At 41.0% G+C, this 16,372-nt stretch carries 14 protein-coding genes; all 14 read left to right on the top strand.

Annotated elements, in window-relative coordinates:
• The first annotated feature begins 82 nt into the window (after positions 1-82).
• The 14 genes from ACF3OH_RS05905 (at position 83) to recA (ending at position 16,214) form a co-directional block, all read left to right on the top strand.
• On the top strand, positions 83-2,317 hold the full coding sequence (locus ACF3OH_RS05905; RefSeq protein ID WP_392456712.1) for a DNA translocase FtsK: 2,235 nt from the start codon (positions 83-85) through the stop codon (positions 2,315-2,317).
• Positions 2,318-2,463: 146 nt separating this feature from the next.
• A complete protein-coding gene (locus tag ACF3OH_RS05910) occupies positions 2,464-3,192 on the top strand; it encodes a GntR family transcriptional regulator (RefSeq protein WP_204589072.1) in 729 nt (242 codons plus the stop codon).
• 45 nt (positions 3,193-3,237) lie between these two features.
• Entirely contained in the window at positions 3,238-4,320 is a 1,083-nt protein-coding gene (locus tag ACF3OH_RS05915) for a BMP family protein (protein WP_392456301.1), read from the top strand.
• Between the two features lie 143 nt (positions 4,321-4,463).
• Positions 4,464-6,011, top strand: a complete 1,548-nt coding sequence (locus tag ACF3OH_RS05920) for an ABC transporter ATP-binding protein (protein ID WP_392456303.1) — start codon at positions 4,464-4,466, stop codon at positions 6,009-6,011.
• Complete coding sequence (locus tag ACF3OH_RS05925) at positions 6,001-7,050, top strand: ABC transporter permease (protein ID WP_204589075.1); 1,050 nt, start codon at positions 6,001-6,003, stop codon at positions 7,048-7,050. Before ACF3OH_RS05920 ends, ACF3OH_RS05925 begins: the two co-directional genes overlap by 11 nt.
• Positions 7,051-8,013: an ABC transporter permease gene (locus ACF3OH_RS05930; RefSeq protein WP_204589076.1), complete on the top strand. Its 963-nt coding sequence runs from the start codon at positions 7,051-7,053 to the stop codon at positions 8,011-8,013.
• Between the two features lie 103 nt (positions 8,014-8,116).
• Positions 8,117-9,382 carry an EF-P 5-aminopentanol modification-associated protein YfmF gene (gene yfmF / locus ACF3OH_RS05935; protein ID WP_392456306.1) on the top strand — a complete coding sequence of 422 codons (1,266 nt, stop codon included), beginning with the start codon at positions 8,117-8,119 and terminating at the stop codon, positions 9,380-9,382.
• Entirely contained in the window at positions 9,379-10,674 is a 1,296-nt protein-coding gene (gene yfmH, locus ACF3OH_RS05940; RefSeq protein WP_392456308.1) for an EF-P 5-aminopentanol modification-associated protein YfmH, read from the top strand. The genes yfmF and yfmH overlap by 4 nt, the downstream gene beginning before the upstream one ends.
• Positions 10,661-11,386, top strand: a complete 726-nt coding sequence (locus ACF3OH_RS05945; protein ID WP_392456310.1) for an SDR family NAD(P)-dependent oxidoreductase — start codon at positions 10,661-10,663, stop codon at positions 11,384-11,386. The genes yfmH and ACF3OH_RS05945 overlap by 14 nt, the downstream gene beginning before the upstream one ends.
• 26 nt (positions 11,387-11,412) lie before the next feature.
• A complete protein-coding gene (locus tag ACF3OH_RS05950) occupies positions 11,413-12,213 on the top strand; it encodes a DUF3388 domain-containing protein (RefSeq protein WP_204589080.1) in 801 nt (266 codons plus the stop codon).
• 18 nt (positions 12,214-12,231) lie between these two features.
• Positions 12,232-13,083 carry a RodZ domain-containing protein gene (locus ACF3OH_RS05955; RefSeq protein WP_392456313.1) on the top strand — a complete coding sequence of 284 codons (852 nt, stop codon included), beginning with the start codon at positions 12,232-12,234 and terminating at the stop codon, positions 13,081-13,083.
• A 57-nt stretch (positions 13,084-13,140) separates the two neighbouring features.
• Positions 13,141-13,719, top strand: coding sequence for a CDP-diacylglycerol--glycerol-3-phosphate 3-phosphatidyltransferase (pgsA, locus tag ACF3OH_RS05960; protein WP_392456316.1), 579 nt, complete (start codon positions 13,141-13,143; stop codon positions 13,717-13,719).
• A gap of 12 nt (positions 13,720-13,731) precedes the next feature.
• Entirely contained in the window at positions 13,732-14,985 is a 1,254-nt protein-coding gene (locus tag ACF3OH_RS05965) for a competence/damage-inducible protein A (RefSeq protein ID WP_392456319.1), read from the top strand.
• A 170-nt stretch (positions 14,986-15,155) separates the two neighbouring features.
• A complete protein-coding gene (gene recA / locus ACF3OH_RS05970) occupies positions 15,156-16,214 on the top strand; it encodes a recombinase RecA (RefSeq protein WP_204589084.1) in 1,059 nt (352 codons plus the stop codon).
• Positions 16,215-16,372: the final 158 nt, after the last annotated feature.

Consider the following 16,372-nt stretch of genomic DNA (forward strand, 5'->3'; position numbering starts at 1 on the left):
CCTTTTTACTTATGAAAATGAGGTGAGCGAAGTGGCACGAAAACAAACAAAACGAAAGACCACAAAAAAGAAGAAAACACCCATGCATCCTTTGTTGTATGAAGTGATTGGTCTTTTATTAATTGGACTCGCTGTCATCGGTTTGTTCGAATTTGGTCCTGTTGGATCTGCAATTCACTTTGTGGGTGAAGCGTTATTTGGAAACTGGCATATGGCACTTCCCTTTTTCTTTATTCTCTATGCACTTTGGATGATGGTAAAGCAAACCTTTCCAAAATGGACAAATCGCATTACTAGTGGCTCGATTTTAGTGTTTACGGGAATTTTGATGCTCAGCCACCATTTTATGATTACTCAACGAACCGAAATCGGCTTTGCTGTAGATTCTTCTGTTATGAAAGAAACTCTGACAGTATTGTTTTCTGACACAGTGACGTCAAACCTTGGAGGAGGCCTTTTAGGTGGTGTGTTGTATGCTTCTGCAAGTGCTTTAGTTGCATCGACTGGCGCCGTGATCGTCGCTTGGATTATCCTATCAATTGGACTTATCATTATTACTGGAAAAGCGTTAATTCCATGGCTTGCTGCGTTTTCAAAACAAGCAAGTGTAGCAGGCTTTGATTCTGTAAAAGGATGGATGCAAGCGCAATCTGAAAAACCAAAAAAGAGGGCTCAGCACGCAAAGCCAAAATCAACTCCAGAGCAGTCAATTCAAGTTGGTGTGCATGACGAGCAATTGTCTACTAAAGAAGAGATAGAAGAACTTCCTCAACAAGCACCCATTATTTCGGCTTTCAATGAACGACCAAAACCGAGCGTGGAAAAACAGCCAGAAGAACCTGTAAAAGATGTGGAAATCACGATTGCAGGTGGAGAGCTTGAAAATGAAGATTATTTATTGCCAAGTTTTGAATTATTAACGCCTTCTCCACATGCGGATCAAAGCTCTGAGCTTGGCGCAATTCAATCCAACGCAAAGAAATTAGAACAGACATTTTTAAGTTTTGGAGTGAAGGCAAAAGTCACGCAAGTGCACCTTGGTCCTGCTGTGACAAAATATGAAGTACTTCCTGACGTGGGAGTAAAAGTGAGTCGCATTGTTAGTTTAAGTGACGACCTAGCACTAGCTCTTGCTGCACGTGATATTCGAATTGAAGCGCCGATTCCTGGAAAATCTGCAATTGGGATCGAAGTACCAAATTCTGAAGTGGCGATGGTTAGCTTACGTGAAGTATTAGAAGAGAGTTCACTAGGCAACCCTGGAAAACTTGCTGTGGCTCTCGGGCGCGATATCACTGGAAAAGCAGTTGTTGCTGAACTGAATAAAATGCCTCACCTTCTCGTGGCAGGTTCTACTGGTTCTGGGAAGAGTGTTTGTATGAACGGGATTATTGTCAGTTTGATGATGCGTGCAAAACCGCATGAAGTGAAAATGATGATGATTGACCCAAAAATGGTCGAATTAAATGTATACAATGGAATTCCGCATTTGCTTGCACCTGTTGTAACAGATCCGCGAAAAGCTTCACAAGCACTGAAAAAAATTGTTTCTGAAATGGAGCGGCGCTACGATTTGTTCTCTCATACGGGCACACGAAATATGGAAGGCTACAACCAATATGTAGAGAACTGGAACAATGAGAATGAAGAGCAACATGCAAAGCTTCCCTATATTGTTGTGTTCGTCGATGAGTTAGCGGATTTGATGATGGTTGCTTCAAATGATGTGGAAGACTCTATTACACGTCTTGCACAAATGGCACGAGCTTCCGGCATTCATTTAATTATCGCTACACAACGCCCGAGTGTTGATGTTATCACAGGTATTATCAAAGCAAATATTCCATCTCGTATTGCGTTCTCGGTATCTTCTGCAATCGACTCTCGTACGATTTTAGATATGGGAGGAGCAGAAAAATTACTGGGACGAGGGGACATGTTATTCCACCCATCTGGAAATTCCAAACCGGTTCGTGTGCAAGGAGCATTTGTTTCCGATTCTGAAGTTGAACGCATAGTAGATGCTGTAATTGAGCAACAAAAAGCAAACTACGTAGAAGAAATGATTCCGACAGAAGTGGAGGAAACAGTTCAAAAAGAAGAGCGCGATGATTTATTTGATGACGCTGCACAACTGGTAATGGAAATGCAAACAGCTTCAGTATCGATGATTCAAAGACGTTTTCGTGTAGGCTATTCCCGTGCAGCTCGAATTATTGATCAGCTTGAATTAGCTGGGATAGTTGGCCCATACGAAGGGTCTAAGCCACGTCAGGTATTAATGAATCGTGGGACATACGATATGGAAGAAGTATGACAAAATGATTACAAAAAGATTAAAAGTTTTGCGGTTTAAGTGAAAAAACTATTTATTTTTAAGATTTTAAATGGTATAGTATGACTGATTAGTAGGAATGTTTTACATCAGAGGTCTGATCTCTTTGGTTATTGGTGGTGTAGTGTGTGTCAATTAAGGTTGATCAACGACATTTATATTTGCAGGTAATTGATCGTATCAAAAAAGATATCGACAATGGTGTGTTCAAAGAGAAGGAGAAACTTCCCTCTGAATTCGAACTCGCAAAAATGCTCGGTGTCAGCCGAGCCACTTTGCGAGAGGCTCTTCGTTTGCTCGAGGAAGAGAACATAATTGTCAGACGCCATGGAGTAGGGACATTTATTAATTCAAAACCTGTCTTTACATCTGGCATCGAGCAGCTTTCCAGCGTTTCATCCATGATTAAGCAAGCCGGTATGGAACCTGGAGTTATTTATTTAAGTTCTTTGCAATCGCTTCCAACAGAAGAAGATGTTCAACGTTTTGGATGTTCTGAAGACGATTTAATCGTCACAATTGAGCGTGTACGAACCGCTGATGGTGACCCAGTAGTGTATTGTGTTGATAAAGTTCCAGCGAAGTACCTTCCGGAAGATTACTTGAGCCGGCAAGAAGGGTCACTTTTCTCAGCACTCGAACAATCTGGTGAACTACGCGTTTCACATGCTGTGACATTTATCGATCCAATGGGCTACCATGATGTGGCTTCACCGACATTAAACTGTGAGCCAGAAACGGCACTTCTTGTGTTGAAGCAGCTTCATTACGATGAGCAAGATCGCGTAGTTCTCTACTCGAAGAATTATTTTCGGGCAGATAAGTTTAGCTTTCACGTAATTCGTAAACGGGTGTAATCGTCAATTCCTACTAATAAGAAACTAATTTTGGGGGTTTTTAACGTGTCAAAACGCAAATACGGTTTAGGTCTTTCAGTAATGTTAGCAGCAGGTACTCTTCTTGCAGCGTGTGGTTCTGATGAAGAAACTACAGAAAACAACACTGGTTCAACTGGTGGGGATACAGAGACAGAAGAAACATCTGATTTCTCAGTAGCAATGGTTACTGACGTAGGTGGAGTGGATGATAAATCATTCAACCAATCTGCTTGGGAAGGTATTAAAATGTTTGGGGAAGATAACGGCCTAGAGCAAGGCGATGGCGGTTATGATTACCTACAATCAGCTTCAGACGCTGACTACGTAACAAACCTTAACAACCTAGTTCGTCGTGACTTTGACGTCGTGTTTGGAATTGGTTTCTTAATGGAATCAGCGGTAAATGATATCGCTGTACAGCAACCGGATGCACAATTAGCAATCATCGATGCTGTTGTTGATCAGCCAAACGTTGCATCTGTTCTTTTCAAAGAGCAAGAGGGAGCATTCCTAGCAGGAGTTGCAGCAGCTTTAATGTCTGAGTCGAAGCAAATCGGTTTCGTTGGTGGAATGGAAATTCCAGTAATCGAGCGTTTCGAAGCTGGATTCTTAGCAGGAGTTGCAGCAGTTGACCCAGAAATCGAAGTCGATGTTCAGTACACAGGATCATTCGATGACGCTTCACTTGGTAAAACAACTGCTAACCGTATGTACTCTTCAGGCGTAGATATTATTTTCCACGCTGCTGGTGGTACAGGTAACGGAGTATTCGCAGAAGCGAAAGAGCGTAAAACAAAAGATGCTGACGCATTTGTATGGGTAATCGGAGTTGACTCTGACCAATACGAAGAGGGTGCAGTTGGCGATACTAACGTAACTTTAACATCTATGTTGAAGCGTGTTGACCAAGCGGTTTACCGCATCTCTGAAGAAGCAGCAGCTGGTAACTTCCCTGGTGGAGAGCAAACAGTTTATGGCTTAGCTGAAGAGGGCGTTGGCCTTGCAGATTCTCGTGGAGCAATCTCTGAGGATGTAATGGCACAAATCGAAGAGTTCAAACAACAAATCATTGATGGTGAAATTACAGTTCCTGAAACAGTGGAGTAATTGAACGGCAAGAATCATAAAGACCGATTTACGAATCGGTCTTTATGTTCTTTTTTTAGCTAAAATTCCAAATAATAGATGAAAGATCTAGGCCATCTAAATCTTTCATGTGTTATTTAGAAAGTAGAATTGGAGTGATACAAGTGGAGTATGTAATCGAGATGCTGAACATCCGAAAAGAGTTTGGAAACTTCGTAGCAAATGATAATATCACCCTGCAATTAAAAAAGGGAGAAATCCATGCACTTCTCGGAGAAAATGGTGCCGGAAAATCCACATTGATGAATGTTCTTTTTGGTCTCTATCAGCCTGAAGCCGGCGAAATCCGTGTAAAAGGTCAGACTGTAAATATAGCAAACCCAAATATCGCAAATGATTTGGGAATCGGGATGGTTCACCAACACTTTATGTTAGTGGAAAACTTTACGGTGACGGAAAACATCATTCTTGGTAACGAATTAACTAAGGGCGGCGTCATAGACAAAAAAGTAGCTGCAAAAAAAATCACGGAATTATCTGAAATGTACGGGCTTGATGTTGACCCAAATGCAAAAATTGAAGATATTTCAGTCGGTATGCAACAACGTGTCGAAATCTTGAAAACGCTTTATCGTGGAGCGGAAATTCTAATTTTTGACGAGCCGACTGCTTCTCTAACGCCACAAGAGATCGATGATTTGATTCAGATCATGAAACGATTAATTGCAGAAGGAAAATCCATCATTTTAATTACGCATAAACTAAAAGAAATCATGGAAGTGTCTGATCGCGTTACAGTTATCCGAAAAGGACAAGGGATTGGAACAGTTGTTACATCAGAAACAAATCCTGGTGAATTGGCATCTCTTATGGTAGGTCGCCAAGTAGAATTTAAAACAGTGAAAAAAGATGCCACTCCAGGTGAAGATACACTTATTATTAAAGATCTATCAGTACAAGATTACCGTGGCATCGATAAAGTGAAAAACCTATCACTCACTGTTCGAAAAGGTGAAATTCTTGGACTTGCGGGAATTGACGGAAATGGTCAGAGTGAATTGATTGAAGCCATTACAGGACTTCGCAAAATTAAATCCGGTACGATTTCTCTTAACGGTAAGGACATAACAGGATTGAAGCCACGCCAAGTAACGGAAAGTGGTATCGGACATATTCCAGAAGATCGTCATAAGCATGGTCTTATCTTGGATTTCCCAATTGGCCACAACATTGCCCTGCAAACGTACTATAAAGAGCCAATTGCAAAAAATGGCATTATGAATTACAACAAAGTTTCTGAACTTGCGAAAAAAATTATTGCTGATTACGACGTGCGTACTACAGGTGAAGATGCATTAGCTCGCTCACTTTCTGGAGGAAATCAGCAAAAAGCAATTATTGGTCGGGAAGTGTATCGTGATCCGGAAATTCTTATTGCTGCACTTCCTACGCGAGGTCTAGACGTTGGGGCTATCGAGTTCATTCACCAACGCCTAATTGAACAACGAGATAACGGGAAAGCTGTATTACTACTATCGTATGAATTGGACGAAGTCATGAACGTTTCAGATCGTATCGCGGTTATGTACGACGGCTATATCATCGATACACTTGATCCAAAACAAACTACGGAGCAAGAGCTTGGTCTGTTAATGGCAGGACAAGCAAAGCAGAAACGATCAAAACAGGGGGAGACAACTCATGTCGAATAGAGTAATCAACATCCTCGTGCCTGTTGTTTCCGTCGTATTGGGTCTTATTGTAGGAGCAATTATTATGCTTTTCAGTGGATATGATCCAATCGAAGGCTATGGAGCATTGTGGAGGGGTATTTTTGGAGACGCGTATGCCGTCGGAGAGACGATTCGTCAAATTACACCGTATATTTTAGCTGGACTTGCAGTTGCGTTTGCATTCCGCACAGGCCTTTTCAACATTGGAGTTGAAGGACAGCTCATTGTCGGATGGTTTGCAGCAGCATGGGTAGGTGTAACATTTACGGATCTACCAACAATTGTGCATTTGCCACTTGCACTTATTGCAGCGGCTTTAGCGGGAGCGTTCTGGGGATTGATTCCAGGCCTATTAAAAGCAAAACTTCAAGTTCATGAAGTAATCGTCACAATTATGATGAACTACATTGCACTATTTGTTACAAACGCATTGATTCGCTCAATTTCAGATGGTGGGGACAATACAGGTCGTATTGCAGAGAGTGCTTCTCTAGCATCGCCTTTTTTACAAGGACTTACAGACTTCTCTCGTTTACACTACGGGATCCTAATTGCCCTTGCGATGGTATTCGTCATGTGGTTCATTTTAGAGAAAACAAAAACAGGGTTTGAGTTAAAAGCGGTTGGATTTAATCAAAATGCTTCAGAATACGCAGGTATGAACGTGAGCCGTAACATTATCATGTCGATGGTAATCGCTGGGATGTTTGCTGGTCTTGCAGGTGCGATGGAAGCATTAGGAACTTTCCAGTATGCCAACGTTAAAGGTGGATTCACTGGAATTGGTTTTGATGGAATTGCGGTTGCCTTATTAGGCGCCAATACGCCACTTGGTGTCGTATTTGGTGCAGCCTTATTTGGTGCATTGAAATACGGATCTCTTAACATGCCAAACGAAGCAGGTGTACCAGTAGAAATTGTATCGATTGTAATTGCAGTCATCATTTTCTTCGTAGCATCTGGGTATGTCATTCGTTTGTTCTTAGAAAAAATCGGCAAGAAAAAGGAGGCGAAATAAATGAGCGCCTTTTTAGATGCACTTTATTTCATTATCCCCGTTTCGATCGCCTATGCAGCACCTCTTATCTTTGTAGCAATCGGTGGTGTGTTCTCTGAGAAGTCAGGGGTTGTCAACATCGGGTTAGAAGGACTTATGGTGATGGGAGCATTTGTTGGGATTGTGTTCAACTTAACATTTGCCGATCAGCTTGGTGGAATGACGATTTGGTTTGCGCTTCTTGCAGCCATGGTCGTATCAGGAATTTTCTCACTACTCCATGCGGTTGCATCCATTACATTCCGTGCAGATCAAGTAATCTCAGGGGTTGCCATCAACATGCTTGGAGTAGCATTATCGATCTTTGCTGTAAAACTGATTTATGATAAAGGCCAAACGGATTATATTTCTCAACAATTCATTCGTTTTGATATTCCGGGATTAAGCGAAATTCCTGTAATCGGTCCAATGTTCTTTAATGATGTGTATGCAACGTCTATTTTGGCAATTACGATTGCTATTCTTGCTTGGTTTGTTATCTACAAAACACCATTTGGACTTCGACTTCGTTCAGTCGGTGAACATCCAATGGCGGCAGATACAATGGGTGTAAAAGTAAACCGTATGCGTTATATTGCGGTTGTCATCTCAGGTATGCTTGCAGGTATTGGTGGAGCTGCCTATGCACAGACGATTTCATATGAGTTCTCTCAATCGACAATCAATGGTCAAGGATTCATGGCTCTTGCAGCTATGATTTTTGGTAAATGGCATCCACTAGGTGCAATGGGAGCTGCTTTATTCTTTGGACTTGCACAATCGCTCAAAATCGTTGGTGGATCCATCGACTTTATTAGTCAAGTACCAAGTGTGTATTTGGATATTTTACCGTACGTGCTGACGATTCTAGCTTTAGCAGGATTTATTGGAAAAGCAAGTGCACCAAAAGCAATTGGTAAGCCATATATTAAAGGAAAACGGTAATACTAAGAAGGTCTCCGCTATGGAGGCCTTTTTTCATGCCGAAACAATAGTCGTAGTGACTTGATAGTGGTACACTAAACGATAGAGAAAGGGGCTTTATTCTGTGTTTACTACTTCTACTCTCGCACCTGGTGTGCGACTTTATACAATGCCAACAAAACAATTTAAAACGATCACACTTTCCATTAAGTTCACCACAAAACTAACTGCTGAAAATGCTGGTGTACGAACGGTGCTTTCAAACCTGTTGCAATTTAGCAATCAATTAACACCAACTACAACTGCGTTTCGAAAAAAATTAGATGACTTGTATGGTACATCACTTTATCTCGACACGATGAAGCGTGGAGACCAACATACGGTGTATCTGAATGCAGACTTCGTGAATGATGCGTATCTACAAGATCGTAATTTGACAGAAGATGTGTTTGAACTTATTCAAGCTGTTCTATTCAAACCTCTATTTAATGAAGATACATTCGATCAGCGTATTTTTGAGCGTGAAAAAAAGCAAGTGATAACTCGAGTGGATTCTTTATATGAGGATAAATCTCGTTACGCACAACATCGTTTACTAGAACTCATTCGTCCGAATCATCCAGCATCAATCTCTGCAATGGGTGAGAAAAGTTTATTAGAAAACGTAACTTTAGAGGACGTGAAACAAGAATACAGCAAAATGATTGAATCCGATGAGATTTCTATCTATGTCGTAGGTGATATGAATTCTGAAACCTATAAGAATGTATTGAAAAATTATCTTTCTTTTTCAGCTAGAGAAACATCTCCGAGAACAAACGATACTGCTATGACAACAGAATACTTAGAAACTGTTGAGAAGTTGGACATGAAACAAGCGAAATTACACATCGCTTATGAGACACCTGTCACTTCTAAATCAAAAGAGTTTCCTGTCATGCAAGTTTTGAACGGCGTCTTTGGTGGATATCCTCATTCCAAACTTTTTACAAACGTGCGTGAGAAAGAAAGTTTGGCTTATTATGCGTCTAGCTCATTTGCCTCATCATACGGATTGTTATTTGCCGTAAGCGGGATTGACCCTGTAGAAAAAGAAAAAGCAGAAGCAGTTATTGATCAACAGTTGATTGAAATTCAAAATGGGAACATTACAGACCGAGAATTTTTACAAACGAAGTCCATGTTAAAAAACCAATTAATGGAGATTAAAGATTCTGCGCGTGGTTTAATCGAAGTGTACGAGTCGTATCAAGAAATTGATTCGAATTTCACATTAGATGGCTGGGCAGAAAAATGGACAGCAATTACGAAAGAAGATGTGAGTGAACTTGCAAAGAAAGTCACAAAAGTGCATACATTCTTTTTAACTACAAAGGAGGGAGCATCATGAACAAGTTGAACTTTGAACAAGTGAATGAGACTCTCTATTATGAAAAACTTGAGAACGGATTGGAAGTCTACGTGTTACCGAAGAATGGATTCTCCAAGTCGTATGTCACGTTTACAACAAAATATGGTTCAATAGACAATCACTTTATTCCTCCTGGAAAAGAAGAGGTCCGCGTTCCAGACGGAATTGCGCATTTTCTGGAGCATAAAATGTTTGAAAAAGAAGATGGAGATGTTTTTCAAAAGTTCAGTGAGGCGGGAGCATCTGCAAATGCTTTTACGTCCTTTACTCGAACTGCCTATTTATTCTCTGCAACGGATCATGTCGAACAGCACACAAAGACGTTATTAGACTTTGTTCAAATTCCGTATTTTACAGAAGCGACTGTCAACAAAGAAAAAGGAATCATTGCACAAGAAATTACAATGTACGATGATATGCCCGATTGGCGGTTGTATTTTGGTACAATTGAAAACATGTATCACGCACATCCTGTGAAAATCGATATAGCAGGTACAATTGAATCGATTCAAGAAATCACTGCTGATCACTTGTATCTATGTCACGAAACCTTCTATCATCCGTCTAATATGGTGTTGTTTGCAGTTGGAGCTGTTGACCCAGAATCTTTTATTCAGTTGGTGAAAGACAATCAAGCGGAAAAACAGTTTAAAAATAAGCCTGAAGTCGTCCATATCCTCCCTGAAGAGTCGGATGATGTAGCCGTCGCATACCGTGAAATGAAAATGGACGTAGTTCAACCAAAAGTTTTGTTTGGAATTAAAGCACCTTCACAGTCTCTTCAAGGAAATGCGATGCTGCGATACGAGCTGGCATTGCAAACTGTTTTAGATAGCTTATTTGGAAGATCTTCGGAATTCTTTGAAAAAGCTTATGAAGACGGTCTAATTGATGAATCGTATTCAGCAGATTTCTCAATGGAAAGTAGCTATGGCTTCTCTATGATTGGATCAGATACGGATAAGCCGCAGGAGTTGATTGAGCGTATAAAACAACAACTTACTGTTCCATTTTCAGAATACACTTCAATCTCGGAACAACTTGAGCGGACAAAGAAACGGAAAATTGGTACATTTATGCGTTCATTGAACTCAATTGAGTTTATTGCCAATCAATTCACACGGTATAAATTTAATGAGATGGAATTGTTCCAAGTGTTGCCTGTGGTCGAATCGCTTACTGTGAGCGACTTACAACAAGCCTATCACCATTTACAAAATCAAGCTGCACATACGCAGTATGTCATCTTGCCATCACATGACAAAAAGTAAATTTGTCTGTATATTTGGTGCAACAGGATCCATTGGTCAAGCATGTGTAAAACGCCTTGCGAGTGAGGGATGGAGCGTCTATCTTCATTACCATCAGTCCAATAAGACGGCGACTTTCTTGCAACAAGAATTGACAAGTCAGTATCCACATCAACACTTTATACCATTCCAAATGGATTTAAGTTCATTAGAACAGCTTGAATTTCCTTTTCTATTTGAGTTGGATGCTATTGTGTTTGCACATGGACAAACGGTTTATGAAGAATTTATAGCGACCTCGACTGTAACAACGCAAAATTTACTAACGACCTATCTACTTGCGCCACAAGAAATTCTTAAGAAGCTCTACCCAAAATTAAAGGGTGGCTCGGTTGTACTGATCGGCTCGATTTTTGGAGAAAAAGGAGCGGCTTGGGAAGTGAGTTACAGTGCTGCTAAGGCAGCACAAATAGGGCTTATGAAGAGCATAGCAAGAGAGTGGGCAGCGATCCCGATTCGAGTCAATATGATAGCAGCAGGGTATATCAACAGTTCCATTCACGAGCATTTAACTGAGGAAGATGAGCAAGTATCCATAGCTCAGATTCCCCTTAAGCGTAAAGGTACTGCTGAAGAGGTAGCATATGGAGTTAGCTTTTTGGTGTCTGATGCCAGTAGTTTTATTACTGGACAATCCTTTGCTATCGATGGTGGATGGAATCTAATTGGATAACTGAGAGTAGAAATGGAGAGATGACAATGTCAACAGAGTGGTTTTTTGAATATGAAATCCAAATCAACAGACCGGGGCTTCTTGGAGACATTGCGTCGCTTCTAGGAATGCTTCGAATTACAATTGTGACAATTAACGGTGTGGATCAGGGGCGCCGCGGCATGCTATTGAATGCGCAGTCTAAAGCAAGCATCGACCGTTTTGAACACATTATCTCCACTATGGAAACAATCCAACTCACAAAATACCGTGAGCCAAAACTACGAGACCGTTTGGCTGTGCGCCACGGTCGCTACATACAGCGTGATTTAGATGATCGAAAGACGTTCCGTTTTGTTCGAGATGATCTTGGTTTACTGGTTGACTTCATGGCAGAGATATTTAAACAAGATGGGCATAAGCTGATTGGGATTCGCGGGATGCCGCGGGTAGGGAAGACAGAGTCTGTAGTGGCTGCTAGTGTGTGTGCCAATAAAAAATGGATTTTCTTATCTTCGACGATGATTAAACAAACAGTCCGAAATCAACTGATGGGAGACGAGTTCAGCAATCAAAATATCTTTATCTTAGATGGAATTGTCACCCGCAAATCATCGGATGAACGCCACCATCAGCTTGTAAAAGAAATGATGCGGATGCAGACGATTAAAGTCGTAGAACATCCAGATATGTTTGTTCAACACTCGGAGTATTCCATTGATGATTTTGACTATATTATTGAGTTACGCCATACACCGGATGAAGAAATTTCATATGAAATCCTAGAAAAAAATCGTGGAAACAATGATTTTGGAGGATTTGGTGGATTCGGCGGATTTGAATTTTAAAAAAGGCAGGTGAATGATGTGTCAGAATTAGGTGCTCGTCTTCGTCAGGCGAGAACAGAGAGAAATCTCTCAATAGAAGATATTCAAGCATTAACAAAAATACAAAAGCGCTATTTGCATGGAATTGAAGAAGGTAACTATGATTCGATGCCGGGCCCTTTTTATGTGCGCGCGTTCGTTCGCCAATATGCAGAAGCGGTCGGATTAAACGGGGATGAAATCCTTGATACGTATAAAAGTGAAATACCTGTAGCGACTAAAGCTACACCAACACCAACTCAGGCTTCTACAAGTCGTCGTACATATCGTGGGGGTGGTAACCGGTTGATGGAAATCTTCCCAATGATAGTGGTCGCATTATTTGTAGTAGCTATTTTAGCGATCGCCTACCTACTTTCTCAACGAGCGCCAGTAGATGCACCAGTGGATGAAGTGGGTGATTCCGAAATCATTATCGAAACGCAGCAACCAGAAACAACGCCATCTGGTGAAGAGGAAGAAGAGACTGAAGAGTCACAGCAAGAACAAGAACCGGAGGAGCAAACCTCACAAGTCACAATCACTGAGACAAGCACACAAGGTGAGAACTCTTATTTCGACCTATCCGGAGATGAAGAGATAGCAGTTAGAATTCAATTAACGGGAGATTCGTGGTTATCGATTCAAAATGAAGCTGGACAAGAGTTGTTAGAATCAGCTCGTGTTTATACCGCTGCAGATGAGTCAGTCACATTTGATCTTCCAGCACAGGGAACTTACAGAGTTCGATTAGGGTTTAGTGATCGAGCAAATGTCTTTATTAATGATCAGCAGGTTGAATACCCAACTAGCAGTAATCCAAGAAACTTGTTCTTCACATGGACGAACTAGTAAACGCCTTGTCCGATAAGGGCAAGGCCTGTTTTCTTAAAGAAAGGAGTAAGCCAATTGAACTTACCAAATAAAATATCACTGTTTCGCATTTTTTTAATTCCTATTTTTATGGTGTTTATGTTAGTGGACTTTGGATTTGGAGAGGTCAGTCTTTTAGGCGCAACCATTCCGGTGGGGCATCTAATTGGCGCGTTAATCTTTATTTTTGCATCGATTACGGACTTTATCGATGGATATATTGCGCGAAAACATAACCTAGTAACAAACATGGGGAAATTTTTAGATCCACTAGCGGATAAGTTGCTTGTGTCTGCAGCACTTATTCTTCTCGTATCATTAGAATTGGCGCCAGCTTGGGTAGTGATTGTCATAATCAGTCGAGAGTTTGCGGTAACAGGTCTTCGCTTGATCTTAGCAGGAGGCGGAGAAGTCGTTGCTGCAAATCAGCTAGGTAAAATTAAGATGTGGACTCAGACTGTTGCAATTTCAGCGCTATTACTGGGGAACATTGGATTTGAAATGATTGGCTTCCCATTCGCAACAATCATGTTATATGTTTGTTTAGTATTTACAGTATGGTCAGGATGGGATTATTTCTATCTGAATCGTCGTGTTTTACTTGATTCAAAGTAAGGAGGGTATTGTATGCGCGCAGAAATTATTGCAGTAGGCTCAGAATTATTATTAGGTCAGATTGTGAATACGAATGCCCGCTTTATTTCTACGCAACTTGCTGAGATGGGAATCACTATTCATTTCCACACAGTAGTAGGTGACAATAAGGGGCGTCTTGTAGAGGCGATTCGAATTGCTGAGGGTCGCGCTGACTTAATTATTTTTTCAGGTGGACTAGGACCTACAAAAGATGATTTGACGAAGCAGACAATTGCAGACCATTTACATGCAAAACTTGTAATTGATCAGCAAGCGTTATCATTTATTGCAGACTTTTTTGCGAAGCGAGGACGGCCTATGACGGATAATAATCGTCAGCAGGCATTGGTCCTTGAAGGGGCGCAAGTGTTGAAGAACGATAATGGGATGGCGCCAGGGATGTTTTATCGAACTTCTACGCATACCTATATTTTACTTCCAGGACCCCCGAAAGAGTTAGAACCAATGTTTCAGTTTGAAGCAAAGCCACTCTTAGCAGAACAAGTATTGGATAATCAACTCATTTTCTCCCACGTCATTCGTTTTTATGGAATAGGAGAGGCAGAATTAGAGACGGAGTTGTTGGATTTAATTGAAAATCAAACAAATCCAACGATTGCTCCACTTGCTACGGATAGTGAAGTGACGATTCGATTGACAGCTACTGGTGCAACTGAAGATGAGGCTTGGAGTGCAATTAAAGACGTACAAGCGGAAATTTTGAACCGCGTAGGAAAGTATGTGTACGGGTACAACAATGACTCATTGGCTCAAAAGCTAAAGCAAACATTGATTGCACATCATCTCACGATTTCTGCTGCTGAGAGCATGACAGCAGGTTTGTTCCAAGCTGAACTCGCATCGATACCTGGAATGGCTGAAGCACTGGTTGGTGGTGTCGTTGTCTACAACGAAGAAACTAAAATCAAGCATCTAGGCATAAATAAAGAGACAATCGATACATTTACAGTTGTGAGTCGAGAAGTAGCTGCTGAGATGGCCAAAAAGGTTCGTGAAAAGTTTGCAACCGATATCGGCGTTAGTATAACTGGTGCTGCAGGACCAGAAGGCCATGGTGGACAACCAGCAGGGACGGTTTGGATTGGCATTGCTTATAAAGAAGAAGTGCACACATACGAACTTCATTTAGCGGGAATGCGTAACACGAATCGAATCCGTGCAGTGAAATTTGCGATCCACTATATTCTGCGTATAATTATGAACGAAAACAGGTCAAATATTTAGTTAAAAAACCGTAGCTGAGGCTGCGGTTTTTGATTTACAAAACTTAGATTTGCCAAAATGAAGTTGTGTAAAGAAATGCGAATAAACGTTCGCTTTTTCCTTGTATTTTTCTCAATAAAGGAGTATAGTAAGTATAGAAACAACATTTGATTTCTTAGGAGGAATTTCATTTGGCAGATCGTAAAGCAGCCCTTGATATGGCTTTAAAACAAATAGAAAAACAGTTCGGTAAAGGTTCTGTTATGAAACTTGGAGAAAAGACGGATCGTGAAATCCAGACATCTTCTAGTGGCTCATTAGCCCTTGATGCGGCTCTTGGTGTGGGTGGATATCCACGTGGGCGTATCGTAGAAATTTACGGCCCTGAAAGCTCAGGTAAAACAACAGTAGCTCTCCATGCTATCGCAGAAGCACAAGCGTCAGGTGGTACAGCAGCATTTATCGATGCTGAGCACGCACTTGACCCAGTGTATGCACAAAAATTAGGTGTAAATATTGATGAGTTGCTTCTATCTCAACCGGATACAGGAGAACAAGCACTCGAAATTGCGGAAGCACTTGTACGCAGTGGAGCAGTAGATATTTTAGTAATTGACTCCGTAGCCGCATTAGTTCCAAAAGCTGAGATTGAAGGTGAAATGGGAGATTCTCACGTAGGTCTTCAAGCGCGTCTTATGTCTCAAGCTCTTCGTAAACTTTCAGGTGCTATCAATAAATCAAATACCATTGCAATCTTTATTAACCAGATTCGTGAAAAAGTTGGTGTTATGTTTGGAAACCCTGAGGTTACTCCAGGTGGACGTGCGCTTAAATTCTATAGCACAATCCGTCTAGAGGTCCGTCGTGCTGAAGCAATCAAGCAAGGGACAGACATTATGGGGAACAAAACGAAAATTAAAGTAGTGAAAAACAAAGTAGCACCACCATTCCGTACAGCAGAAGTTGATATTATGTATGGGGAAGGGATTTCACAAGAAGGTGAAATCATCGATATGGGGTCCGATCTTGATATCGTTCAAAAAAGTGGTTCTTGGTATGCATACAACGATGACCGCTTAGGACAAGGTCGCGAAAATGCAAAACAATTCTTGAAAGAAAATGAGTCGATCAAGCATACGATTGCATCTCAAATTCGTGCTTCTCTTGGCATGGCTGCAAGTTCATACACGATTGCTGCACATGAAGAAGAGGAAGATGAAGAATTTGAATTAGTTTTAGATAAAGAATAATACGCAAGCGCTCGTCTTTTGACGAGCGCTTTTTTCCATCAACTTGACAGTGATTTTTTATATCGATACAATGAATTTGTATTTTCTATTATTTTCATGCTAAAACGAAACCAGGCAGACAGAAGTCAGCCGACTGAAAACAACAAATAGCAAGAGGG

Source organism: Chryseomicrobium aureum (genome assembly GCF_043182735.1).
GTDB classification, from domain to species: domain Bacteria; phylum Bacillota; class Bacilli; order Bacillales_A; family Planococcaceae; genus Chryseomicrobium; species Chryseomicrobium aureum.